This window comes from Nonomuraea sp. NPDC049504, assembly GCF_040676845.1.
In the GTDB taxonomy this organism is placed as follows: domain Bacteria; phylum Actinomycetota; class Actinomycetes; order Streptosporangiales; family Streptosporangiaceae; genus Nonomuraea; species Nonomuraea salmonea.
Genome location: NZ_JBFAPT010000045.1, coordinates 1 through 24,377 on the forward strand (window position 1 = coordinate 1; position 24,377 = coordinate 24,377).

Consider the following 24,377-nt stretch of genomic DNA (forward strand, 5'->3'; position numbering starts at 1 on the left):
GCTACGAACGCCGGGCCGACCACTTCGCAGCCTTCGCCGCCATCGCCGCAGCCCTCATCTGCTACCGCCGACTCACCAAATGAGTCATCGTCTAAAAGCCGCAGTTCTCAATGCCGCCCACTATCGAATTGTGTCTCGTTGTATCGCGGTGTCACGCGTTGTCTGCTTTCGAAATGCCCGAGAATGCCGCCCCGTGCTATGCCGTATCAGGTGCCGATGAGCATGCAACGAGCAACACGGAACGGATGGCATCCCTTGACCATGCGCAATTTCCGACTGACTGAGCAGCGGTTACGTGAATTTCAGTACCTCGGACCGCTGATGACCAGGCAGGGAATCGCCAGTCACTCGGCCATGAGGCCCGCGTCGTTGAGTCGCTTGATGAGGCTGTGCTTGCCCTGGTGCCGTTCGCGGAGGTGGGTGAGGCGTTGGGTGAAGGCGCTGGCGTGCTCGTCGCGGAGTGTCAGGCGTGCAGGTCGCGCAGGAGCTCGACGGCCAGGTCGTATTCGCGGGGCTTCTTGGTGCCGATGGAGGCCTCCACCACGTCGCACGCGGCGTCGAGATCCTGGGCGAGCCGGTTCAGGCAGTTCCCGGGCTCGCCGATGCTCCTGTTCCCGCCGCGCCTGCTCTTCGGCGCGCCGGGCGGTCACCTGTTGCTCGCGGGCGTGGCGGCGGGCAGCGGCGTTGTCCAGCAGTTCGGCGACCGTCCGCCCCGTCTCCGTCTCCCGGCCGCTGCGCTCGCCGCCGAACTCGCCCAGCAGCTCCCAGCGAACGCTCGCGGCGTCCTCCTCGATCACCCGCAGCAGCAGCGCGTCCTTGCGCTCGGCGGGCAGCCCGGCGATCCAGGCGGCCAAGGCATTGCGGTCGTGCTGTACGGGCCGCGCCTCGCTCCCAGTTTCACGCCGTGGATTCAGGCTCAGGCTCCGGACTTGGCCTCGCGACCTGCGGTCTCAGCTCAACCTTCCTCGTACGGGCACTCGGGTAGATCCTCGAGGATGTGCCGGAATCCACCTGCCGGAGCATGGTCGTAGGTCAGCGTGTAGCAGCGAACGAATGTGCTCTGGCCGAAGAGATTCTCCTTGGGGGTCACCACGGCGATCTTCAAGAGAAGCCCCTGTGGGTTTCGCGTCGAGGAAAAGACTGAGACCTCGCCGGGCCAGCCCATGACTGTGTCCGCCGGCGGCAGCTCGGCCCCCCATTCCTGTGGCAATCTCGTCGCGAAAAGCTCGGCCACCTCTTCGTTATGGCTTGTAGCCGACGCTTTGTATAAATGACCGACGACGAACGGACTGAGCACGCAGATGGCGAGGGCGGCGAGCAGGGTGATGAGGCACCCTCTTGGCATGGGCCTTCCTTCATGTCGCGTGCTCAGCCTGTTTCCGAAAGCGATCAGCCTGTCACGGTCAGGCTGATCGCTATTCTACCAGCCGGTGTATCCTAGGGCTTGAAGGTGAGTCGTCAGGACGCCGGCGTACGCCCGGGCTCCCGCCGCGTTGGGGTGCATTGAGGTTCGGCTCGCACATCTGAATCCGTCAAACATGCAACCCGACCAGACGTCGTCGACATCCCCAAAATCGCCAGGGCCTGTCTTGGCGAAGGTTACTGGGGTGATCCAGCGTTCGCCCTCTGGCTTACATGCGCCGTGTCCCTGGAACGCTGGCATTGGGTTGGCGAAGGACACCTCGACACCTGCTGCCTTCGCCGTCTGCACCATTTTGTTCTCCTCGGCGGAGAAGTGCTCCGCCATCCGCTGCATCATGTTCTGCTCGTCCGGATCGAAGGCACCGCAGTCCAATACTCCGGTGCCCGTAATCTCGGGATATCCCATCAGTACTATCTGCGCCTTCTTCCCACGCGCGGGACTATAATTCTGGACGCGGCTGTCGATGCTCTCCACGATGTTCTTGACATTAGCTTCTTCGGTTCCCACCATCTTGTTGAAAACAGCGGCGGTAACGTCGGCCTTTATATCGTTCTCGTAGCCCTCGCTATAGCAGGGCAGTAGGAAACAGTTGGTGACAACGGGTGAGAAATTGGCGTCGTTGCCGCCGATCGAGAGCGCGACCAGCGTCGTGTTCTCGTCCAGGTACCCGCTCTCAAGTTGCGCAGCCTCCCGGAATCGACCTTCGGCGCTGCCCCGGTAGGCGGACCAGTCGAAGGGGACGGTGGTGTATGTGTATTCGGGAACGGTCATGTCCCTCGTAACGGCGCCCGAGCAGGCGACGAAGGAAAAGTCCAGCCTGGGGTCGAACGAGTCCGCAAGTTGCCCCACGGTCTGCGTCTCGCCCGGTAGTACTGTCTGCCGGATCCACGCGTCCTTGCTGCGGCGGCAGGCGTTCCAAGTCGAACGCTTGTAGCCCGTGTCGGTCTCCGGATAGTAGTTCCCGACCCCTTCGCCGGAGGCAAAGGAGTCTCCCATGCCGACGACGAAATGCTTAGGCTTCTTGGCCAGCACCTGGAAGGCGATGGCGTCCCACGCTACGGCGGCGGTGCCGTCCCCTTCCTGGTTACGGTTGGTAAGTGCCACCTTGGGCACGCCCTTGAACTCGAACACGCCGAGATTTTGCCAGTGGTTTTCCAGCCGGCCTTGCGACAGGTAACGGGTGCGGGTTTGCCCGTTGCCGAGGTGGACCGTGTACGGGGCCTGCTGGGTTTCCGCCCGGCGTTTTGGCACATGCACGAGGACCCGCGCCCAGCCATTGATAGGTTGGTTCAGCTCCCAGGTGCCAGTCACCTTCATGGGGTCGCCGAGATGGGAGCTGTTGCGCGTGTACCCATACCACAGGTGGCCGCCGAAGCCGTTGCCGAGCTGGCCGAAGTCTGCTCTGCCCGGCGCTTCGCCCGCAGAGTCCTGCTCGAATTCGAAGGTCAGCGCCCCAGAATTGGCCCATCCGCTGTTGTCGCATCCGCCGCGCACCGCTGGTACAGAGTCGGGCACGTCATCGACGATTAGCACGTTCTTGGTGTCGCCGGTTACCTGGGGCAACCCTGGGGTCAGGCACGTCGTCCACTGGTCGGACGGCTCGGAGCGCTCGATGCCGGCATAGCTCGCGTCGTAACGCAGAAACGCCTCGTTCCCACACTCCTGGGGGCAGGTCTTCCAGGTCTTCGCCGAATGCCACCAGCATTTCCAGTCAGCTCGCGTGCACCCCCGCGTCGTGTCGGCGGGGTCGCACTCGTTCTCCGCCGAGCAGAAGGCGTTCTCGTCCACCAGGGTCCCGCCCGGAACGATAGAGCTGCGGTACCCTTCGGAGTTCCACCAGGCGTAGTTGTAACCGCCTTCGGTGACCCACTCGCCGGTGGCGGCGTTGTAGTAGGTTTTTGCGATGGGCCAGGCCGACCAGCCGAGGACCTTCTCCTGGTACGGCCAGTCCTGGGGATGCGCGGCATCGGAGTAGGAGTTGTTGTCGAGGAAGGGGCGACGCCCTGCCACGTAGTCGGGGTTCTTGGGATTGTTGGCCCACCCGACGCCCCAGGCGCCGCCATTCGCGCTTGCCTGCGCCTTGGGGTAGTAACCGGAATTGTACGCCCAGATGGCGAAGTACCAGTTCTCGATCTTAGAGGGGTCACCGTTATTGATTTTCATGGTGCCGCCTGTGTCGGTGTAGATCTGGTTCCACTTCTCGGCAAGCGTAGTCAAGCCGACGGCGATGTTCGTTACGTAGTCCAGGGCTATCCTGCGCTGGGTGTCCGGATCCCACAGCCATTCCCCGGGCTTCGCATGTCCGGCTCGCCGCATGTGGTCGGTCTGCTGTGTGAGGCCGTACCCGCAGTCGGCTTCGTCCCATCGGATCACCCAGTCGTTGTCCGGTTTGTCGTCATAGATTTCGACGCCGTAGTAGTTGCCGACAAGCGGGTTGCCCGTCTCACCGGGAAGTGTGTCCCGCTGCGCTTGCCACAAGTTGGACTCCTGCGCGAGGATGCCGAACACGACCGAGACGGGAATCCGGCCGCCACCCGCGAGGTCGGGTGCCGAGAACAGGTCCTGCGGATTCCAGGATGAGAGGCCGGACTCTTTCCAGTTGTCTTGACGCCAAACTTGGAGCCGGTCCTTGAAGACGAGCTGGTCGACCGCCCATTCCACCTGCCGCCAGTGAGGCTGGTAGACCTGGGTGTTCGGGTCGTTGCGGGCAATGGCGCAAGAGTGGTTCGGGTCAATCGTCCCGGTCGAGGTTGCGGTCGTCTTTGATTCGGCCTGCCCGCGCGCCTCGGCCAGCCGCGGATTCTCCTCGCGACCCGATGGCGAGGTGGCTTCCCGCGTTGGGTCGATGGCGAAGGTCAGGGGGGAGTGTGTCCGAGCAGTCTGGGCGGTGATGTCGATGAGCTCCGGGGCAGGGTCCTCCTGTACGACACCGGGGTAGCGGGTGTCCGCTTGGTCGCTCTCACTGTCGCGCCTGAGCCCGCGCCGCGCGATACTCGTGATCAGCAGATCGCCTTCCGACGACACCGTCTCCACGTTCGGCGCGCCGCCGATGGCGGACATGTGCGAAGGCAGTGGGCCATGCTGACGCGTCTTGCCGGTAATGAAGACCCTGCCGCTCGTGCCCGAATGCAGACTCACTTCGCCCAGCCGTCCTGAAGCGAGCACCCGCACCGAGCCGTTGCGGTAGTGCTTGACGGACACGGCGCCGCCGGCCTGGTCCATGAACGCGACGCCCCCGTCAGCCGTCGGCCGGATACCGAAGGGGACGGAATCTGTCGTCGCCAGCGTCTTGAGCTTGCCCGACGCCGCGACTTTCACGAGCTTGTTGCCGCGGGCCGCCACGATGTGGTCGGCGACCGCAGTGGCTGAGGTGATCTGCCCGTCCAGGAGGATGGGTCGCGAGACCGACTTCGTGCTGGTGTCCACCGTGAGCAGGCGCGTCGTCATGCGCTCCTCGGTGGTGCCCTGGGTGAGGGCTACCTTGTCGTCCGAGCCGCATCCCGGGTTGTAGTAGGCAAGGCTCACCTGGTCCTCGAGTTTAGTGATCTTGCCACTCTTCACATCGATTACGGCGGCGAAGGCACCCCTGCTGAACAGCCAGGCGCGATTGGTAAAGTGCCGCGGCGCATAGGTAGCGACGACTTGGCGTCCCGAACTGGTCAGGCAGGCGTTGCCCACCCACTGGTCAGTGTCCATGCCAGGCTCGCTGAGGGTCGCAATGGTGTGCCAGGCGTAGCCGTCGCCCGCTCTTGCCGCCATGACGTGGAAGCCGGTGGCGTCGCCTGTGGCGGTGATGGCCAGGTCGTTCGATGCTTCCCAGCTTGATCCCAGCACCTTGTCGCGCTGGGACGGCTCGACCGACAGGCGTTCTTCATGCGGCTGCGGTGAGACTTTCGCGGGCGCGGATGCCGCAGCGGCGCTGCCCGTCGTGGCGAGGACTTCCGGGGCGGACAGTGCGGTGGTGACCAGAAGAGCGGATAACAGGAGGAAACATGTACGGTTCAGGACTCTGCGCTCCTTCTACAGAGGGTTACTGCAGTGGGGTCGCGTGCCGCCTGCAGCGTGTGGTCAGCCTGGTGTTTCGGTAGGAGGGAAAATGAGGGCCGCGAGGCAACTTGAGACGCCGGCTTCGCTGGCTCAGGGCCTTCATCCGTCTATAGGAGCGTGGATGCTGGCCTCCGGCGCGAGACGTTTGACGTCTTGATGTCCCAGTGACTATGGCCTATGGGGCGGGGCTCAATGGCTCACCAAGTCCTGGCCGAGCAGCTGACAAAGTGCCAATCACCTGCAAGGACAGCCCTTCCTGTGCGGTCGGTTCCCTTTATCGCTGCCTGTACTGGACACGACGATGACAGTCATGACCTACATAATGTGAGCACATCGGACAACCTTCAGCAAGGGGTAGAAAAATCCCATGCAGTCCTCTTGTGCTCCCGGCCGACAATGAGTAATGATCACTGTCGGCCGCGTCGTGTCATCCATCTCTGTCAAGGTTTCAATCCTTCGAGAAACCGAACGCACAGGGCTCGCCCGACTCGCGTTCGGTCATCCGCGAGGCTGTACGTCATCTTGAGGAGAAAGCATGGCGCCATACGCCGCACTGCCTGAGGTCCGGTAAGCGAAGGGGAAGGTAGCAAGATACAGAACATCGACTTCGGTGATTGTCAAGTTAACAGGAATGCCGATCGAAGAGAACGGGAGAGTTCGTTGTGCGATTGAACATGCGTGGAATCAAGTCAGCGGCGCGTGCCGTAACGGTAGGGCTGCTCGGCGTCGTGGCAGGCATCACTATGATGCCCGCAGGCACCGCTCAGGCGGACTCGGTGAACCGGTGGGCCACGGCGAACGACTACGGTAACGGATACCTCTACCTTGAAGTGCTCAATTCCAGCACTGCGGACCTCGCCTCCGTCATCGCTTTCCCTGGAAACAGCGGATCGGCCAATCAGTGGTGGTCCGACTATCAGTTATCCAATGGCTACTTCGCGCTGTTGAACAACAACAGCGGCAAGGCGCTTGACCGATGGGATCCCTACACCGGGCCGGGCAGTGATGGGGGCTGCAGCACGCCCATGCAGTATCCATGGGTGGATGAACTTCAGCAGCACTGGGGCTACCGTACTGAGTGGAGCGGCTACTACGGCCGGTACTTCAACAAATGGGTCAACCTGAATGGCTGTAACGGCGACCTCTGGCATGACACGATCAGTGTGAACTTCACCACCGCTGCTTCCTACGGCCTGTGGACGACCCTGTTCCATGCCAACCGCTGTGTCGATGGCCAAGACAACGCAACCCGGTGCTTTTGGAGGAGGAACGGCGAATGACGACGCGACGAAAAGGACCGGCCGTCGCGGGTGTGACCGCGGTTGCCCTGGCCACGTTGACTGCCGTGGGCTTCACCGTCAGCCAGCTTTCCAGTGCCGATACCTCGGCGTTGGCCACGGTGAACCCCACCATCGAACCCACCACCCCCAGAGCGACGTCCACGGCCCCGCCTCTCGGGGGTGAGGGCGAACCCGCCCTCGGAGCCATCCCGCACATCAAAGACACGACGCGCGTACCTATGCCGCTCGATTCCGTTCTCACGCCCATGAGCGACATCAAGCTCATCGACCAGGCTCGCGACGTCGCGGCAGCGGACTGTATGAACGCGCTCGGCTTCAAGACGTGGACGGCCGGTACTATCCGCACGTGGGACCCGGGGGAGTACCGCGAACACGATTTCTTCGACTACATCGATCCCGCGGTTGCGGCTGAATCCGGGTACCCGCGGCAGGCCGAGGTCAAGGACGTTTCCTCCACCTTCGCCGGCACGAAGCACGAACCGACCGCGGAGGAAAGGAAGGCGTACGAGGGAAGCGCCAGCAAGACCGCGGAAGGCAGGACGATCCCGGCGGGCGGCTGTGCACGCCACGCCGATGAGAAGCTCTATGGCCAGCAGAAGAAGCTTCCCGCTGACCCGCGCGCACTGGCCGTCGCCTCTCGCTCTCGCGCTCTCGGCGATAGTCGCGTCCGCGCGGCGCTGGCCTCGTGGCAGTCATGCGTGCGGAAGGCGGGTGTCACGGCCTACCAGCATCCGGTCACCGCACAGAACGACCCCAAGTGGCAGTCGAGAACACAAGGAACCCCCGCCTCGGACGAGGAGAAGCGGATAGCGGCTCTCGACGCCAAGTGCCAGGACGAGGTGAATCTAGTCGGCGTCTACAAGGCGGTCAGGGCTGCTTATGAGCAGCGACTTCTGGAGGAGAACCAGTCCAAGTTCGCCGAAACCAAGGCCATTGTGGACGTTTGGACGAAGAACGCGGCTGCGATTCTGAAATCCGGCTGAGGCGTGAAGCACGACTGATCGCGAGCCGGTAAAAGGTCCATGCCGTGTTGAAACCGCGCGCTCGATCGAAAGCGCGCGGTTTCTCGCTGCTTTTGAGCGCCGGCCAGCTGCCAAGCGCGTTCACGTGCGGTGGCCCGGGCGGCGCGGATGGCCTGCAGCGCGCGGGCCTCATCGGCGGCGAGCCGGTCGATCAGGCGTGAGATGGTCGGGTTCAAGGCGATGGGGCCGAACAGTCCGGGCTTGCAGCGCAGCAGGGCGATGTCGGCCATGCAGTCTCCGCCGAGCGTCAAGTGAGGGCAGATCAGTGATGATCTTTGCGGGGTCGTGCACCGCTCGGCTGGGGTGCCAGCGCTCCAGCCGCTGTGAGAGGTCCTTGTCCAGTCCGGTGATGCGCAGTGTGTGCGTCAGCAGCAGGCCGCTGGCATGGGATGCCAGCCCGCGGCCGTCGGCGGACACGGTGATCTTGCGGCGGTAGGCGGTAGAGTTCACTCTGAGAGTGCGTTCTGCGAGTTGATGTCCCTTTCATCGGTGGGGGTTGGGTTAGGTCGGCTGGTCGGAGACCCGCCGGTCGGACTACGGGCGCGGCTGAGTGAACAATCCCGGCTCGGTCTCGACAAGGATGCCGCGGCTGACCAGGCGTTTGAGCTTGGCGCGGACGTTCTGGATGTCGTTCTGCGTCAGGGGCAGGTCCATTGCCCTGGCCAGGTCCCGGGCGCGCAGGGAGCCGCCGGCCTCGGAGAAGACGGTGAGAATCTGCCGGTAGGCCGGGTGCTCGGGAACTGCGGGAGGTGGCGCGGCCGGTTGGATCGGGGTGGGTGGGATCTTCCTCGGCGAGGGAGATGAGGGTCTTGCGGCTGATCCGCAGGTGCTCGACCTGCTCGCTGAGTTGGCCCAGCCTCGCGGTGAGCATGTCGATCTCCGCCTGGCTCTGCTCGATCTGGCAGGTCAAGGCCTGCTCGCGGGCGTCGATCCGGTCCAGGAGCCAGGCACCCGGGTCGGCCGGCCGGGCGTCGGGCCCGATCATGCCCACCGCCACGACGGGGACGCGCCGCGGGTCAGGCGGCGGGACATCACGTCCGTCATCGCCCAATACACGCGGGCTTCGGAACTGGCCGGAAGGTGCTCATAGTCGCGGACCAGACGCCGGTGGAACATCAAGATGCCGTACGTTTGCTCGACGATCCATCTCTTGGGCTGGGGGACGAACCTCTTGCCGGCGGGGTTGCGTTCGACGATCTCCACGTCGATCCCCAGGTCGGCGCCATGTGCGACGACCGCGTTCTTGAACCCCTGGTCGGCCAGCGCCTTGGTCACGGTGCCCTCGGTGCCGGCGGCGACCCGGTCCGGCAGGGCGATCCCGGCGGTGTTCTCATGAGCCGAGGCGGCCAGGACGACCACGGCGATGACCAGGCCCAGCACGTCCACCGCCAGGCCCCGTTCCTGCCCGGCACGCGCTTGGCGGCGTCCTTGCCGGTCGTGGAGGCGGGGACCCCGCCCGCGACGTGGACGCTCTGGGTGTCCAGCACGACCAGGCTCGGGTCGGCTAATCGTTTCTTACTTTCGCGCAGATGCCAGCGCAGCAGGTCATGGATCGTCTTGTCGGTGCCGTCGTCGCGCCACTTGCCGAAGTAGTAGTACGTCGCGCTCTTGGGCGGCAGGTCGTGCGGGAGAAAGTCCCATTGGACACCGGTTCGTCCCTGGTAGCGGATGGCGTTCACGATCTCCCGCAGCTCGTAGTTGCCCTCGTGGCCGCTGACGGACGGGTGCGCGGCCTTCCACGCCGTGAGCACGGGCTCGATCAGCGCCCATTCCGCGTCGGTTAAGTCGCTGGGGTACGGCTTGCGCTCGGTCACCCGGCCATCCCAGCACAGCAGACCCACCGACCGGCGGTAACGCTACAAATCCATACGATCACATAGCGACATCAAAGGCATATGCTCGCGGAACGCACTCTCACATGACAGGGACCACCACACACCAGGTAATCCCGCTCAGCCTCTCGGCTGCCGTTAAGCTCCGCCAGGAGTTGGACGACGTACTCGACGGCACCCTGCGGGACGGGCTCAACCCCGAGGAACTGCGCTGAACAGTGACCCCCGCCCCGATTGGGACACCTACTTCCTCAAGATTGCTACCGCTGTCGCAGTACGAGGCGCTTGTGTCCAAGACCTGTCGGAGCAGTGCTCGTCGATGAGGATCGACGCATCGTTGGTACTGGGTACAACTATTTCGGTGCATTCAAGACAGATGGAGGTCCGGGCGAGGGGCGCTATCATTGCAGCCATGGGTATGGTTCAATTCTCCAGGTACGAATGGTCTCCCGTTCCAAATGGGCGGCCGGACGGAATTCAGTGGTGTGAGACGCGAGATCTGGGGATCAGCCTCGCTTCCGTAATATTAGTCAATGGCCTTTCCTCCATTTCGGGGAGCCGGCACGGCTCCTTCGAATCGCTGATGCTTGAAACTCGGCTGCTGGCCACGGCACTCGACAACACGGGCGGGAGTGCCAATGGTGCGCTCCACCGGACAAGGGCGTATGACTGCTCGTCACACCACATCAAGACGTTCATCGTCACCTCCGCTGGCCTGGGCTTGCTGACGGCGAGTATCGAGAGCCTGATCGCTCAGGGGAAGATCGGGCCGCTGCAGATCAACCACTGTGATCTCATGTCCGCCGTCTCCTCGCGTGGACCGAAAGGCGGGTATTCTAGGCCCGACCTGCTGATCGACTTGCCGGGCTATCGCGAGATGGTCTGTGAGGCTAAAGGAAGAAGTGGCGGCTCGGGGCGGACGACAATGGCAATCAGGGAATCCCTGAAAAAGCTTCACCTCTGGGCATCGATCAATCGTTACGTCGGATCCTCGCTCGCTTTGAGCTGGGCTGCGATTCGCAAGAACGAGACCTTTGTCAACCTCTACCATACGAATCCGGAAAAGGTAGTCGAGCTCATCCCACAGAGTACCAAAGAAGGGCAGGAGGCTTCCGCTCGGGCCGTATGGGATTCGGTCGATCTGCGGCCCGAGCGCCTGGAATTGCTGGACCTGGAGCGTGAATGGGAGCGCCTCGTCGACGAGCTGGAGACGCCCAACATGGCCCAACTCCGCGAGGATCCGCTTTACTGGAGTGCCCCCAACCCCCCTCGTGGAGAAAACTATCTCGCGGACACCCCGGTTCGGGGAGCTTGGGCATCCCTGGGTCGTGACGGGCGATCGGTTTTCGTTGGCGTCTTCCAGCGCGCTCCAGAGGCCGATGCCTCAATGAGCATGCAGCGCCAACGCCTGCTGAGCATCGCCGAGAACACGGTCAGTCCTCTGGACATCGCGGCCGGGGGGCGGCTCGTCTTCGCCGTCGCCCAAGACGCGGAGTTCGCCACCTGGCAGAGGCTTCGTCAGTGGATCAGATGAACTCTCCGGCTGAAGTTCTGAGCCCATGTGGCAGATCGCTTCACAGCCGTAAATTGGTCAGGGGCCAGATGCGGGCGCTCAAGACGACGCTCCACAGAATCGGAGAATCGGGAGCTGGAACCTTTACGGCCCGGCCGATCCCTAAAGTGCGCGTCTCAAGGACCGTTGGTCAGCTCGTGTTGTCGTTTCTCGGATAGGCCCGCTAAGTCGTTCGATGCAGATGTCTCCGTCTGGTGCCGCAGGTGACGCCGGCGGTCTCGCCACCAGGCGAGGCGATGGGCGGACTCTTGGGGCATAACATTCTGAAGAATGACCGAGATTCCCCAAGCGACTGTTGCGAGTACGGTGCAGAGCGCGGCGACAGGCCAGGGCGCGCTCATCCACATCGCGCTCAATGCCATTCCGCCTCCACCCAAGGCTGCGCCGCGCCCGACGCGGTTCATGCGCTGTGATCCTTCACGGTACGGGGTGAACGGGCGTGGTCGATCTGTCCTCGCCGGATCATTCTCCTTACAGTTACGCGAAGTCGCCGCATGTGTCCTTCGACAGCCCGGGTGGTCATGCCGAGGCGATCACCGATTTCCTGCTGAGATAGGTCTCGCAGGATGAGGCCGCAGATCAGCCTGGCTTCGGGCTGAGCCTCGCTGAAGATGCGGCGAAGTGTATCGCCGTTAGCGGCGGCGGTCGCTGGATCAATCGCCTCCGCCAGGTGTGACCAGGCTGTGTCCGCCAGCATTCCGTAGCCGTACTGCCTGAGCTGGGCCTTGCGCTGTGCCGACCATTTGCGGAAGGCGGCCTGAAAGCCGAATGCGCAGGCGCCGAGGAAGTAGGTGTTGATCGATGCGCCCAGCTCCGGATCCCACTTGCCGGGCTTGAGGACTTTCCGGCGGAAGTACTCGATGGCCCCGATGATGCTGTCGACTGCAAGCTGATCGCGATCTTCGAGGGATAGGCGAAGGGCCCGCTGCTCATCGTCAGACATGACAAGGACGACGTCCTTTTCGAAGCAGAGCCTCTTGATGGCTCCTGTGCGGATCATGCCCTTCAGCACAGGCAGAGCGTAAGACCAGAGGCTCTCCTCGAATTGCCGGTACTCGTTTGGGGTGAGGCCAACCCCTCGCGTCCATGTGGGTGCGTCCAGTCCCTCCCACTCTCGGGCGAGCTGGGCCCCGATCCGGCGTAGCTCTTCCATCTCTCCGGAGTCGACGTCCTCCCAAGGCGAGGCGCTGTCGCGGGCAGTTCTCGCCACCGAACTCCCGGAGAATCTCATTTCGGACATAGATCCCCCACCCCGTCCTGCTCCGCTCAGCCCGCGTTTTATCGTCGCGGGTACCCCCGCTCTATGCAGTCGCCCTCAATCACCCCACGGAAATAGTCCGAGAAGTCGGACCGGTACCAGGGAGTACCGAGCGGTGGAGCCTCCCTAAGACCAGGACCGCTCCAAGGTCTTCGCCGCCCTGGCTTAGCGGCGCAATCGGTACGGCAATGCGCGGTCATCAGCTCGGCTTTCCACTGCGCGATCGATGCCCGGTAGTCCAGGCGGCCACCTCGCGTGGCGGCGTTACGCCGCAGTTCGCGCGAGATGGTCGAGGGCGAGCGGCCCAGGCAGCGCGCGATCTCGCGAACCCCCTTGTGCTGCGCCTTGAGCAGGGCGATCTCTTCCCGCTCGGTGAACGACAGGTATCTGCCTGATGGCGGGCTGAGTTCGATCAACGGCATGCCGCCACCCTCGCGGAACCACCGAGACCCGGCCGGCCCCGACACGCCGCAGGCCCGGGCCGCATCTTCGCTGGTCAGCCCTTCGGCGAGCTCTCTCCAGAATGTTCGCTCCACGTCCCGGCGAATGGGGCCGTCCCGGTGACCGCATCTCTGGCCGCGCGGTGCGCGTCGTCATCCACCCTGCTGGTCTGCCCATACAACAGCTCCGGATCAAGGTGTTGCGACGACCGGTTGAATCCGCCCAAATCGCCCCGATGGCTTTGGTGGAGACCTTGGTGTGCGAAATGGGCCGGAGGCGGCTTGACCGGTGCTTGGACGGGTCTGCGGTCAATCCGGGTGTGTTCCCCTCGCCATCCCTTCCACCATGATCTTCTGTTGGGTGTCGCTCGGTCGTGGCTTGACGATCCGGTCTCAGGCACCCAACGCCCGGCGGCGTAAACCGGCTCATTTCGATCACGCCATCGGCCCGCCGATGTGCCGGACCCGTGCCGAAGAGTATCGGGCGAGCATGAACTCGGCCAGCTTCGCCTCGCAGGAGACGGCTCAAAATCAAGAAAGTGCAGGTCGGGCGGGGTGTGGAGTGGTAGGGCGCCCGGGGCTCGAACCCGGAACCTACGGATTAAAAGCCGCAGTTCTCAATGCCGCCCACTATCGAATCGTGTCCTCTTGTGTCGCGATGTCATGCATTGCCCGCGCTCAATATGTCCGGGAATGCCGCCCGGTGTCATGCCGGATGAGGTGCCGATGAGCATCCGACGAGCTTCCGTACAACGGTTGGCATCCCTTGACCATGCGCACTCTTCGGCTGGCTGGGCAGTGTGGCTCCGTGCAGCTCGCTGGCGCGGACCGCTGGTCAATAGGCATGGAATCGCCGGTTACTCGGCTGCGAGGCCTGCGTCGTTGAGCCGCTTGATGAGGCTGGGCTTGCCCTGGTGTCGTTCCCGGAGGTGGGTGAGGCGCTGGGTGAAGGCGCCGGCGTGCTCGTCGCGGAGGGCCAGGGCGTGCAGGTCACGAAGGAGTTCGACGGCCAGGTCGTATTCGCGGGGCTTCTTGGTGCCGATGGAGGTCTCCACCACGTCCCACGCGGCGTCGAGATCCTGGGCGAGCCGGTTCAGGCGCAGTTCCCTGGCTTGTCGTCGCTCCTGTTCCCTGCGGGCCTGCTCTTCGGCGCGCTGGGCGGCTTCCTGCTGCTCGCGTACGTGGCGGCGGGCGGCGGCGTTGTCCAGAAGTTCGGCGACCGTCCGCCCCGTCTCCGTCTTCTGGCCGGTGGTTTCGCCGCCGAACTCGCGCAGCAGTTCCCAGCGGACGCTCGCGGCGTCCTCCTTGATCACCCGCAGCAGCAGCGCGTCCTTGCGTTTGGCGGGCAGAGCGCCGATCCAGGCAGTCAGGGCCTTCCAGTCGTGCTGTACGGGTCGCGCCGGCGGGCTGGCTTCGGCGGCGGCCGCGAGCAGGTCGTGGTCCAGGCGCAGGAAGTCGGCCAGGGCCCGTTGCGGCGCGCTGAGCGAACCCAGCCCCGGCGGGACGGGCGGCTCCAGCGCGTCCTCTTCCTCGTAGTCGAAGGCGTCCTCGTCACGCTCCCATGTCCCATACGCCGACAACCAGGCCAGATAGAGCGGCCGCAGGTCACCGGCGGCCAGCTCGGCGCGGATGCCGACGATGGCCGACAGCGAGCGTTCGACGTCGTCTTCCCAATACTCCTCCTCTGCCTCGCTGGTGAAGTCGAGGACGAGGTGTCCGCCGCTGGTCCAGGCGGTGACCTGCTCGCCCACGCAGTAGCGCTGGGCCTGCTTGGGGTCGAGCACGGCCTTGGGCAGGCGCAGCATGATCCGGTGAGTGCCCCAGTTGGCCAGATACAGGTGGGCGTCGTAGTAACGCTCCATCAGGCGGGCCGGGTCGCCGCGGAAGTCGCCCCAGTGGTACTCGTTGGTGAAGCTGGTGGCGGTGATGTGGGCCCGGGTGGACAGGGCACGCACCTCGGCCTGCTGCTGGTCGGTGAGCGGCCGGTCGACGGCCAGGAACTTGTAGTACTGGTATTCGCTCATGCTGTCACCCGGCCCAGCGGCGGAACGCGTGGATCCATTCGGTCCCGGCCGGTGGCGGGTCGGGCTGCGGCAGATCGAGGACGCCGATCGCCTGCTTGATCAGCTCATCCAGATGATCGTCAGAGGGGCGGCGAGTCACAGCAGCACACGATACTCCCGCGAGGAACCCTGGCGATCACGCTTGAGCAGAGGGCATGCTGGACCGTCAGGGCTGCGCCGGGGTGATGTCGGTGTGCGGGAAGTCCTCGCCTTTGAAGAGCAGGGGTTGGTCGAGGTCCTTGGCGAGGGCGTAGGCGAAGCAGTCGCCCATGTTGAGTTTGGCCTTGGAGTTGTTGCCCTTGCCGTAGGTCTGGTATGCCCGGCGCGCGATCCTGGCCTGATGGGGTGTTACCGGCTCGATGATGAGGCCCATCTCGTCAACGAGCGTGTCGAAGGCGTTGCGCATGGCCTCACCACGGTTGTCCGCCACGATGGCCGCTTCGACGTAGTTGACGGCCGAGATGCGACACACGTTTGCGGCGATGGTGTGAGCGAATGGGATGGCCTCTGGCTCGCCGTTGATGACGGCAATGATGGCGCTGGAGTCGATGATCACGCGGGAAGGCCGGTGTCCGGGTCGTACAGATCTTCAACGGACAGTCGGTCTCGACCGAGGTGGGTCCGCATGCCCGCGGCAACGCTCAGAATGCGTTCGGCCCTGCCGGCGGCTTCGGAGCGGCGTTCCAGCGCATCCAGGCGGCGTTCGAGCACTTGAGCGGCATGCTGGGTTTCCTCGGCCAGCCGGATGACCCGGCGGGCGAGATCATGAATGGGCTCGTGTTCGAGGTCCACGCTCACCGTCGCTCGACTCCCTCCGTCGCGGCGCCTGAGTTGCACCTCCAGCGTAGCCGGTGGCCGAGCCTTACTCGCGTCGTTGGGCAGCATCCGTCCGCGTCGCAAGGTTCTCGTCGAGTCAGGGGTTTCCGCCGTCAGTTCTGCGGTGAAACGCACCGCGATCTGGTCATGGCCCGGCACCGTGGTGGCACCACCGTCTGGTGATCGGATGAGCCTGGCTCATAGCTGCCGTCCACGGCTGGAATCTGAGGGTGGCGCTGCTGGCGGCCCAGATCTTATCCACGTATGGGTCGCTCGGCCCCCGGTGTTTCGTCATTCCCACCACCCGGCCGACGCCGAGCCCGGAACGAGACATTTGCAGACGCGGTCAGCGGCGTCGCAGTGACGGGTCGAGCCCGCTCGTCGGAGGTGCGGCACTTCACCGCAGCACACGATGCTCCCTCCGAGAACCCGGCGGTGACCGCTAAGGGCCCCAGAAGAATAACTTGCTGGTTCGCAACCGCATGCCCTGGAGATACGTCGCCGAAACCGACGATCTATTGATCGACGGGCCCTATGGCGGCGCGGAGCCCAGGTCGGCGATCAGCTCGGGGAGGACGAGTTCCTCCTCCACCCGTACGCCGCGTCGTGCCATCGCCGAGGCCAGTTCCGGATCCCACGGTGACGGGCACGGGCCGCCGGTGAGCGGCGCAGCCGAAGGCACCGCCGCGTAAGAGGCGGCATCGAAGCGCCATGGCGCGAAGCCCATACGCTCGTGAACGGCGGCGGCGATGGCGAGCCCGCCCCAGTCGAAGTCCCCGTGGTAGGCGAACTCTGCGCCGCCACGGGCCAGGAGCTCCAGGAGCCGCCACACTGCGGCCGAGGGCCGGCCGCCGCAGCAGACCAGGGGTGGGCAGGCGGGCCCGAGTTCGTCGGCGGCCGCGGCGACCACCACGGGGTTCTCACAGATTCTGACCAGGCCGGCTGGGATCGGCGGCTCGTGGCGGCGGAGCTGGCGCAGGGTCAGCACGCACGGTTCGCCGGCCGCCTTGGCGGCGCTGAGCATGCGCCCGGTGGGGGTGTGGCCGTCGCCCGGCAGACCCAGGCAGAGCACGAGGGAGGACAGGTCGTCGACATGGACGCCGACCGCGGCCCACGCCGCCCGGCGGGCGTCCGCGCCGCCCTCGCCCGCGTACGGCAGCCCGGCCAGCGCGCGGACGGCGGACAGGCCCAGGGTCGCCAGCGGCCGTCCCTCGTCCAGGGCATGCGCATCGCCGCAGGTTTCGGCTGCGAGCCGGCCCAGGGGCAGGCCTGGCGAGGGTAGCCGGGCCAGAACGGCGGCCAGCCGGTCGAGCGACGTTCGCGCCTCGTCGGCCGTGGCAGTGAGCCTTCGCACCACCCCGGTGCTCTCCAGCCAGGAGCGCCATCCGGCCAGCTCGGAACGGTCGGCGACGAGGGCGTCGAGCCGCGCGAAGGCGCGCTTCCAGGCCGCCGCCTGCGCCGCGTTCTCACCGGCCAGGTCACGGATCGGGCCGCGCAGTCGTACGACGGCCTCGCGCAGCCCGCCGTCGGTCACGCCGCTGTCGCGCAGCATCCGGTCCACGTCGTCCAGGGACACCGACAGGGACGCGCCCGCTCCCGCCCGGCGGCCGAGCAGCACCTCGATCGCGCGGCGCTGGCCGGGGGTCGCGGTCGCCAGCGTCACCGTGCCGGTGGGCGGCCGGCCCTGTTCCAGGCGGCGGTGTACCCGGTCGACCAGCCAGGCGGTCTCCTCGCCGCCCAGCAGCCGCCGCAGCCGTTCCTCTGCCCCGCTCATCCGAACAGGCCGTCCTGCCGGGTGGCGGCCGGGGCGGCGGGCGCGGGCACCGCGACGGCCGGGCGCTCGGCCCGCCGCCGCTCGCGCCCGTCCCACCGCCAGGGCGTGACCAGCACCGCGTCGATGCCGTCGCGCCGCGAGAGCTGGCAGATCGCCAGCCCGGGCACTTGCGGGTAACAACCCCACTCGCGTTCGCTGGTCATCACCACGTCCATGTCGAAGGTGGCCAGCAGGCCCAGGCACTTGGCCCGGGAGTCGTCGTCCACCCCGGCGAACGCCTCGTCCAGGGCGACCAGCCGGGGCGCGTACGGGTTGCCCGCCGACTTGTAGTGGGCCGAGGCCGCGGCGAACAGCGGCACGGAAGCGGCCAGCACCCGCTCGCCGCCCGAGGCGGGACCGGTCGCGGCCCGCCACTGCCCGTCCTGCTGTCGCTGGATCGCGAACTCGTGCCAGGCCCGGTAGTCCAGAGCCTTGGTCAGCGCCTCGGTCCAGCCCGCGGCCGGGTTGTCGGCGTGCTCGCGGGCGATCCGCTCCTGCAGGAACGCGCCCACCGTGGACCGGTCGGCGACGGACCAGGCGTCCACGGTCTGCCGGAGTTTGTCCCTGATCCGATCCAGCCCATCCGGGGCCTTCTTGCCCGTCTTCCAGAGCAGGCGCAGGCGCATGCCGGTGGACGTGGGGCGGGACTCCAGCTCGGAGTTCATCTCCCGAACCTCGGACTCGGCCGCGGCGATCAGCTCGTGCAGCGTTCCGGCGACCTCGTTGAGCAGGTGGTTCTCCAGGATCTCGCGTTCCTTGGCCGACAACAGCCTGGCCCGGTGCCCAGTCTCCTCCGCCAGCGCTGCGGCCAGCCCGGGAACGTCCCTGCTGCGTCCCTGGAAGACCACGTCCACGATCATCACTCCGTCGTGCAGGGTCAGCCCGACGGAGTGTCCGTGCCTGGCCATGGCGTCGGACAGGAGTTTGTGCTCCTCGGCCACCTTCTTCTGGACCCGGTCCCAAGGGCCGTCGCCGTCGTCGACGGCGTCGAGTTCGGCATTGACCGTGCGGGCCAGGAGCACGGCGGGCGTGGCGGCCCACTCGCCCTCGGCGCCGGGTACGTCCAGGTCGGCGAGCGCGACGTTCAACAGGCCCGTGGCGGCGAACGCCCGGAACTCGCCCACGGCGGCCTCGCGCGTCCCGGACGCCTCCTGGATCTGCTCGCGCAGGTTGCCTAGCTCGCCCTCGGCCTTGCCGCGTTCCTGCAGGGCGCCCTGCTCGCGGCGGCGGGCGGCCCGCTCGGCGCTTTCGCGCTCGCGCAGTTCCTGCTCCACCTGGTTGAGCCGCCGGAACAGCTCATCGACGGCGGCACCGGCGGTCTCGGCCAGCGCCCGGTAGGTCTCGCCGGCGGCGTCGGCCTCGGCCCGCGTCGTCGCCGCCAGCTCGGCGGCGGCCTCAAGCTGCTGCCGGGTACGGCCGAGATCCTCCTCGGCCTCCGCGACCGCTTCCTGCGCGTTCCGGAACGCCTGCGCCGCGGGCCACAACCGGGCCAGCGCCAGCCGGTAGTCGGCGATCGCGGCCTTGACCTCGCCCAGCGCGGCAGGCTCGGCGGGCAGGCCGACGTCAGCGGCGAACTCCCCGGCCCGATCGGCCGCGGCCCGCACTTCGTCCTGCCCCTCCCGCAGCACCTGGGCCGCGGCGGCGTGGTCGGCGTCCAGGTGGCGGAGCCGTTCGTGTTCGGTGGCGAGCTTGACGTACGCCTCGCGCAGCGGCAGATCCGGCGGCAGCGCGCGATGTTCGGCGGCGAGCGTGTCCCGCCGCGAGCCGAGCGCGGCGAGATCGGCGCGCAGGCCGTCGATTCGCCGCTTGACCTGGTCCAGCTCGGCGCGCAGGACCGCCAGCCGGGCGCGCCGGGCAGCCTCTCTGGCGCCCTCGCCGATGTGATGGGCCTCGTCCTTGCGCCAGGACCCGGCCAGCACGCCGTTGGCCCACCGGCCGTCCACGGCCACCCATGCCCCGTCGCCGGCTCCGAGCCCGATGCCGTCAAGGACGGACTGGACGGCGGCGTCGGACAACGCCGCGGCCTGGGGATCGGCGCGGTCCACGGCCGGACGCAGCACGGCCGAGCAGGACGGTCCGGCCGAGGGCGGGGCGGCTACGATGACGCTGTCGTCCGCGGCGAGCAGCGTCCCGTCCGGCTGTACCCAGGAGTCGAGGATGCCCGCGGCCTCCAGCGCGGCCTCCAGCCCGGCCCGATGATCGGCGGGCACCTCGTCGGCGAAGTCGACCACCTTCCAGAGTGGGGCGCCGGGACGGCCGAGGCGGGCGGCGAGGTCGCGGGTGTGCGGGGCCGGGGGCGCGTCGTGCTCGCCGGCCTCCAGCCGCGCGATCTCCTCCGCCAGGCTCGTAGCGGTCTGCCCGGCCGCGCGCAGTTCGGCGTCCAGCTCGGCTCCCAACCGGCCCAGGGCGTCGGTGGCCGCCCTGCTCGCCTCGTCCACGGCGGCCGCGGCCGGGTTGGGGCCCTCGGCCGAGACCGCCCAGGTCTCCAGTGCGGCGAGCAGGTCGTCGGGGTCGTCCAGCCGCAACTCGCTCAGCTCGGCCAGGTAGAGGGTGTAGTCCTGGATCAGCGCGGCGCCCGCCGTGCCCGCCGCCCGCTCCGCGTCGCTGATCCGCTGGGCGGCGGCCTGCTGCTCCCCGGTCAGCCGGTCCACCTCGGAGCGTGCCGCCGCCAGCCGGGTTCGGGCCGTGTGCACGGCGCCGATCAGCCGTTCCAGCTCGCCGATCGCCCGCTCCTGGCGTTCGGCGAGGGCCTCGGCCGCGCGCCGCGGCTGCTCGGGCCGCTCCGGGAGGTCCTGCCAGTTCGTGACGGCGAGATGATCGCGCTCGCACCGTGCCGCGCGGGCGGCCGTGACGGCCGCCCGCCTGGTCTCGTCGAGGTCGCGGCCCGCCGCGCCGGCCTTGCCACGGGCGGCCTCGGCCCGCTGCCCGCGGCGCCGGGTCTCCCCGGTCAGGCGCTCGCGTTCCCGCTCGTAGCGCTGCGCGTCATCGGCCCGCCGCCGGGCCTCCTCGCCGGTCTGCTTGAGCCGTTCGGCGTCACGCATCTCGGGGCTCTGCTGCAGCGCCTCCCTGCGTGCCTCCAGCAGGTTACGCCGCTTCTCCAGCTCCTCCAGCAGGTCTTGGGCGGCGGCCAGCTCCGCCTCAGCCGCCGCGTGGCGGCCCTCGGCCTCGCTCAGATTACGCCCCAGGTGTTCGTAGCGGCTGTGCGCCACCCGCAGGACGGCGGCCTTGCGCTTGGCCGCGATCGCCGCGTACCGGCGGTAATGGACGAGGAAGTCGCCCGCGGCCCTGTGCGCCTCCTGCAGCCCGCGCAGCGCGTCGCGCTCCTCGTCCAGGCCGCGGAACGCGTCGGCGACCGTGGCGATCAGCGCGGGGCTGAGCGGCGGCAGCGCCTCGGTGAGGGCGCGCGAAAGCAGCTTCTCGTCCGGCTTCTTCGACAACTGCGGCTGGCGCAACTGGATGAGGAGGTTCACCAGCGCCTCGTACCGGTGCTCCCCGAGCCCGAACAGCGCCTCGTCCACGGCCCTGCGATAGTCGGAGGCCCGGTCGTAAACCATGCCGTCGCCCTCGACGGCCTCGCGCAGCTTCTCCCTGGTGAGCACCACTCCGGTGGGAGAGAGCAGATGGAGCTCCGCGCCGACGCGCCGCGGGGTGAGGAAGAACCAGTGCCGGACGATGCCGCGGTCCTTGACCGCCTTCAACCCGCAGCCGATCGTCCGGAACTCCTCGGTGCCGTCGGCGCCCCGGCGGCCGAACTCCATCCACGCGTAGCCCAGCCGCTCGGGATGCGGGTGCCGGCCGCCCAGCAGCAGGTTCCACTCCATCCGCTTCTGCCGGTCGCCGTCGGGCTCGACCCGGTGCGGAGCGAGCTCGCCGTCGAGCAGGAACGGCAGCGTCAGGGCCAGCACCTTGGACTTGCCGGTGCCGTTGTTGCCGCGCAGCAGGAGCCGGCCGTCGTGGAAATGGAACTCCTCCACGTCGTAGTAGAAGAGGTCCACGAGTCCGGCACGCAGCGGCTTCCAGCGCTCGGAGGTCGGGGAAGGCAGCATCACTGTCCTTTGATGACGGGTTCGTCCAGTGCGTAACGGGCGATGGCGGGAAGTCCCACGGCCGACCCCTCCTCCAGGCGGACCAGCCGCAGCGCGGTGAGCTTGGCCAGCGCCGTCGACAGCAGCCCGTCCTCGGCGCCCGGCTCGGTCACGCCCCTGCGCCAGAAGGAGGCGTGCGCGCGGGCGGCCTCCTGGACGAACGCCCTCAGCTCCTCCAGCGGCACCTCCCCGCGGGTTGCCAGGTGCTCGGCGACCAGCAGCGTCACATGCCCGTCGGTACGCTGCTCCGGCATGCGGACGTCGGTCAGCTCGTCGTCGGGGTCGACCATCGCGATGCCCTCCGCGCGTACCTCGGCCACCAGCCCGGTCGCCTCCTCGATCCGCCGGACGACGGCGTGCCGCTGCGAGGCCAGGTAGGCGCGCTCAGCCTCGTCCAGGTCGGCGTAGTAGATCACCGGATCCTCCAGCAGCCTGCGGGTCAGCCCACGCCGCAGCGCCTGGTTACGCAGGTCGTCGGTGTCGGCGACCGGCTCCGCGATCAGCTCGGCCAGCCGTTCCTCAAAGGAGTCCGCAGTGATCGTGGAGGGTCCCCGCGTGCCGGTGAGCAGCGCGGCCAGCACCGGTCTGCGCACGTCGTACAGCACGTCGCCGGTGGCGCTCAGGTACGCCTCCTCGTCGCCGGCGACCCTGCGCAGCACGCCCCAGTCGAGCAGCATGCGCACCACCGCCACCAGGTCGGCCCGCTCGGCCCGGCTGTCCAGGGTGAAGACGAAGTCCAGCTCCGGCTCGGCCGCGGCCGCCAGCACCTCCTCGGCCAGCCGGCCCAGCGTGGTCTGCGCGTCGGCCCGCTCCAGCATGGCCAGTGCCAGGCAGAGCAGTACGTAGCGGCGTCGGCCGTACGGTTCTGCCGCCTTGCCCCGCGCCGGGTGCGTCCCGTCCCGAGGGTCGGAGGCGGTCTTGAACAGCCGGGCCGCCCCCGCGTCCACCAGCAGCCGCCAGCCGGTCTCGCGCGTCAGCCAGCTACGCAGCTCGGTCAGATGGCGGCGGACCAGCACCAGCGCCTCGGCGTCGCGCTCGGCCGTCAGCAGGGGCCTGGCCAGCAGCGCGCGCAACGCCGCCCGCCGCTGAGCCCGCTCCTCCTCCAGGGTCACGGCGCCACCGCCATCAGATCGACGATCTCGACCATGTGCTCCGGCCCGGTGAGCACGCCGTCCTCGGTGCGGATCTCCACCTCGCCACCGTCGGGGACGAGAGCCAGCCGGACTTCCATAGAGCCGTCAGCGGTCACCGTCTTCACTTCCGTCTCCCAGGGGCGCCGGGCCGCCAGCGCGTCCCCCAGCAGCCCTAGGAACAGCCGGAACGCCTGCGGATCGAGCACATCCAGCTCCGAGAGCAGCATCGGGCCGTCGGTGCGCAGCGCCGCACGTGCCGCGGCCGTCTCGGCCGCCTCCCGCTCGGCCTGCTCCAGCAGCAGCCTCCTGGCCTGGCTGCGGTCGGCCACCCGGTTGGGCTTGCCGCGCCGCTCATAGGATCCGGTACGCCGGAGCTGCGGCGAGATGGTGATCGGCGGCGCCTCCTGCCACGAGGTCCCGGCCGTCACCTCCCGCCACTCCTCCAAGGTCGCCGCCGTGACCGTCAGGTGCCGCGCGGAGGCCAGCCCGAACGCCGCCCGCCACAGCCGGTGCGTCGCCTCCTCGTCGGGAGCCTCGGCGAACCAGCGGGCCAGGGCTCGGAAGTCGGCCGACCGATCCGACCGTCCGGACCGCCGCTCGTTGAGCAGCCCGACGGCGTCGATGAGCTGCTTGATCGCCGTGATCGCCGCCTGGCGCAGCAGCCGCGCCTGCGACGGCCGCTCCACTCCGGCGGAGATGAACCAGTCCTGCAGGCCGCGCCAGCGGTTCAGCCACGACTCGAACGCGCGCCTCTCAGCCCTCCCGTACGCCTCCGCCGCGTCCTCCCCGTCGGGCACCGCGTCAGCCGCCTCCCGGCGCGCGGCCAGCCGCAGCAGACCCTCATGCCCGCACCCCTCCAGCTCCGACAGCAGCCTGGCGATCCGCGCCCCGGAGTTGGCCAGGTCGGCGATGAAGCGGTTGATGTACTCGATCAACCGTTCCTTGTAGGCGACGAACCCCTCCACGTCGCCGTCGGAGAAGTCGATCGCGCGACGCAGCGAGGCCATGAACGCCTGGGCGTTGTCGGCCAGCGATGAGAACCGCTCGGTCAGCGAGAGCAGCAGCAGGTGGACCCTGGCCGGGTCGGGATCCGCATCCCGCGCCAGGACCGCCAGCGACTGCAGATGCTCGGCGATGTCGCCCAATGCCACCGACTGCAGCGCTCCGCGCTGCCCGATCGCCTCCTCGTAGAACGCGATCGCCTGCTCGGCCGCCTGCCCCGCCGGGGTGAGCTGGAACAGGAACCGCTTGCGGTGGAAGTCCTCCACGGACGTGACCCTGCCGGTGTCGGCGTCAGCCCGCAGGTTTCCCCACTCCCGCAGCTTGTCCAGCGCCTGCGACAGCGCGTCGTCGTTGTCCCTCCGCAACTCGGCGGCCACGTCCTCGGGCCGCAGGTGCACGATGAAACGTTCCTTCGCGCGCGCGAAGGCGCGCAGGACCTCCCGGTACAGGGCCGCGTTGGGAGCGCTCAGGTGCGCGAACGGCTGGTGCTCCTGAGACGGCAACGTCATATCGACAAGTCTCCATGTTTGTCAGGGGTGCTGCGTTCAACTCCCTCGCAAGAACACATG

Annotated in this window: 18 protein-coding genes and 1 pseudogene; 4 read left to right on the top strand and 15 right to left on the bottom strand. The window is 67.4% G+C overall.

The genetic code is table 11. From position 1 onward, the window contains the following. Window positions 1-344: 344 nt before the first annotated feature. The 3 genes from AB0K28_RS47515 to AB0K28_RS47525 form a co-directional block, all read right to left on the bottom strand. Window positions 345-854, bottom strand: a complete 510-nt coding sequence (locus tag AB0K28_RS47515; protein WP_364384109.1) for a hypothetical protein — start codon at window positions 852-854, stop codon at window positions 345-347. Window positions 855-955: 101 nt separating this feature from the next. Then, window positions 956-1,345: a hypothetical protein gene (locus AB0K28_RS47520; protein WP_364384112.1), complete on the bottom strand. Its 390-nt coding sequence runs from the start codon at window positions 1,343-1,345 to the stop codon at window positions 956-958. Between the two features lie 75 nt (window positions 1,346-1,420). Further along, window positions 1,421-5,257, bottom strand: coding sequence for an SGNH/GDSL hydrolase family protein (locus AB0K28_RS47525; RefSeq protein ID WP_364384115.1), 3,837 nt, complete (start codon window positions 5,255-5,257; stop codon window positions 1,421-1,423). A gap of 875 nt (window positions 5,258-6,132) precedes the next feature. Between AB0K28_RS47525 and AB0K28_RS47530 the strand changes: the two genes are divergently transcribed. The 3 genes from AB0K28_RS47530 to AB0K28_RS47540 are packed head-to-tail and all read left to right on the top strand — an operon-like array spanning window position 6,133 to window position 7,954. Beyond that, window positions 6,133-6,750 (top strand): hypothetical protein, encoded by a 618-nt coding sequence (locus AB0K28_RS47530; RefSeq protein ID WP_364384118.1) that lies wholly within the window; start codon window positions 6,133-6,135, stop codon window positions 6,748-6,750. Further along, window positions 6,747-7,754, top strand: a complete 1,008-nt coding sequence (locus AB0K28_RS47535; RefSeq protein ID WP_364384121.1) for a hypothetical protein — start codon at window positions 6,747-6,749, stop codon at window positions 7,752-7,754. The genes AB0K28_RS47530 and AB0K28_RS47535 overlap by 4 nt, the downstream gene beginning before the upstream one ends. Window positions 7,755-7,798: 44 nt before the next feature. Continuing rightward, window positions 7,799-7,954: a hypothetical protein gene (locus AB0K28_RS47540; RefSeq protein ID WP_345391523.1), complete on the top strand. Its 156-nt coding sequence runs from the start codon at window positions 7,799-7,801 to the stop codon at window positions 7,952-7,954. An 820-nt stretch (window positions 7,955-8,774) separates the two neighbouring features. Here the strand turns inward: AB0K28_RS47540 and AB0K28_RS47545 are convergent. Together AB0K28_RS47545 and AB0K28_RS47550 are read right to left on the bottom strand one after the other, a co-directional pair. Continuing rightward, the gene (locus AB0K28_RS47545; RefSeq protein ID WP_364384124.1) at window positions 8,775-9,068 is read right to left on the bottom strand and encodes a hypothetical protein; all 294 of its coding nucleotides are present in this window, start codon (window positions 9,066-9,068) and stop codon (window positions 8,775-8,777) included. Next, window positions 9,065-9,607, bottom strand: a complete 543-nt coding sequence (locus AB0K28_RS47550; RefSeq protein ID WP_364384127.1) for a transposase — start codon at window positions 9,605-9,607, stop codon at window positions 9,065-9,067. Before AB0K28_RS47550 ends, AB0K28_RS47545 begins: the two co-directional genes overlap by 4 nt. Window positions 9,608-9,944: 337 nt before the next feature. Between AB0K28_RS47550 and AB0K28_RS47555 the strand changes: the two genes are divergently transcribed. Further along, the gene (locus AB0K28_RS47555; protein ID WP_364384130.1) at window positions 9,945-11,159 is read left to right on the top strand and encodes a hypothetical protein; all 1,215 of its coding nucleotides are present in this window, start codon (window positions 9,945-9,947) and stop codon (window positions 11,157-11,159) included. Window positions 11,160-11,598: 439 nt separating this feature from the next. Here AB0K28_RS47555 and AB0K28_RS47560 read toward each other — a convergent pair whose 3' ends face one another. The 10 genes and pseudogenes from AB0K28_RS47560 to AB0K28_RS47605 form a co-directional block, all read right to left on the bottom strand. Next, complete coding sequence (locus AB0K28_RS47560) at window positions 11,599-12,210, bottom strand: hypothetical protein (protein WP_345391511.1); 612 nt, start codon at window positions 12,208-12,210, stop codon at window positions 11,599-11,601. 449 nt (window positions 12,211-12,659) lie between these two features. Beyond that, window positions 12,660-13,053: pseudogene (locus AB0K28_RS47565) on the bottom strand (helix-turn-helix domain-containing protein); the annotation flags it as partial. 700 nt (window positions 13,054-13,753) lie between these two features. Then, window positions 13,754-14,920 carry a hypothetical protein gene (locus AB0K28_RS47570; protein ID WP_345391508.1) on the bottom strand — a complete coding sequence of 389 codons (1,167 nt, stop codon included), beginning with the start codon at window positions 14,918-14,920 and terminating at the stop codon, window positions 13,754-13,756. A 4-nt stretch (window positions 14,921-14,924) separates the two neighbouring features. Further along, complete coding sequence (locus AB0K28_RS47575) at window positions 14,925-15,059, bottom strand: hypothetical protein (protein ID WP_364384134.1); 135 nt, start codon at window positions 15,057-15,059, stop codon at window positions 14,925-14,927. A 66-nt stretch (window positions 15,060-15,125) separates the two neighbouring features. Beyond that, complete coding sequence (locus AB0K28_RS47580) at window positions 15,126-15,515, bottom strand: type II toxin-antitoxin system VapC family toxin (protein ID WP_020547379.1); 390 nt, start codon at window positions 15,513-15,515, stop codon at window positions 15,126-15,128. Then, window positions 15,512-15,757, bottom strand: a complete 246-nt coding sequence (locus AB0K28_RS47585; RefSeq protein ID WP_020547380.1) for a hypothetical protein — start codon at window positions 15,755-15,757, stop codon at window positions 15,512-15,514. Before AB0K28_RS47585 ends, AB0K28_RS47580 begins: the two co-directional genes overlap by 4 nt. Before the next feature lie 550 nt (window positions 15,758-16,307). Continuing rightward, the gene (locus AB0K28_RS47590; RefSeq protein ID WP_345391503.1) at window positions 16,308-17,549 is read right to left on the bottom strand and encodes a TIGR02679 family protein; all 1,242 of its coding nucleotides are present in this window, start codon (window positions 17,547-17,549) and stop codon (window positions 16,308-16,310) included. Then, on the bottom strand, window positions 17,546-21,634 hold the full coding sequence (locus AB0K28_RS47595; RefSeq protein WP_364384139.1) for a TIGR02680 family protein: 4,089 nt from the start codon (window positions 21,632-21,634) through the stop codon (window positions 17,546-17,548). Before AB0K28_RS47595 ends, AB0K28_RS47590 begins: the two co-directional genes overlap by 4 nt. Continuing rightward, a complete protein-coding gene (locus AB0K28_RS47600) occupies window positions 21,634-22,785 on the bottom strand; it encodes a TIGR02678 family protein (RefSeq protein WP_364384142.1) in 1,152 nt (383 codons plus the stop codon). Before AB0K28_RS47600 ends, AB0K28_RS47595 begins: the two co-directional genes overlap by 1 nt. Beyond that, on the bottom strand, window positions 22,782-24,317 hold the full coding sequence (locus AB0K28_RS47605) for a TIGR02677 family protein (protein ID WP_345391497.1): 1,536 nt from the start codon (window positions 24,315-24,317) through the stop codon (window positions 22,782-22,784). The genes AB0K28_RS47600 and AB0K28_RS47605 overlap by 4 nt, the downstream gene beginning before the upstream one ends. Between the last annotated feature and the right edge of the window lie 60 nt (window positions 24,318-24,377).

Excerpts from the sequence above, each read along its gene's own strand:
- AB0K28_RS47520 (WP_364384112.1), bottom strand. The coding sequence starts at position 1,345 with ATGCCAAGAGGGTGCCTCATCACCCTGCTCGCCGCCCTCGCCATCTGC.
- AB0K28_RS47535 (WP_364384121.1), top strand. The coding sequence starts at position 6,747 with ATGACGACGCGACGAAAAGGACCGGCCGTCGCGGGTGTGACCGCGGTT.
- AB0K28_RS47555 (WP_364384130.1), top strand. The coding sequence starts at position 9,945 with ATGAGGATCGACGCATCGTTGGTACTGGGTACAACTATTTCGGTGCAT.
- AB0K28_RS47570 (WP_345391508.1), bottom strand. The coding sequence starts at position 14,920 with ATGAGCGAATACCAGTACTACAAGTTCCTGGCCGTCGACCGGCCGCTC.
- AB0K28_RS47590 (WP_345391503.1), bottom strand. The coding sequence starts at position 17,549 with ATGAGCGGGGCAGAGGAACGGCTGCGGCGGCTGCTGGGCGGCGAGGAG.
- AB0K28_RS47595 (WP_364384139.1), bottom strand. The coding sequence starts at position 21,634 with ATGCTGCCTTCCCCGACCTCCGAGCGCTGGAAGCCGCTGCGTGCCGGA.
- AB0K28_RS47605 (WP_345391497.1), bottom strand. The coding sequence starts at position 24,317 with ATGACGTTGCCGTCTCAGGAGCACCAGCCGTTCGCGCACCTGAGCGCT.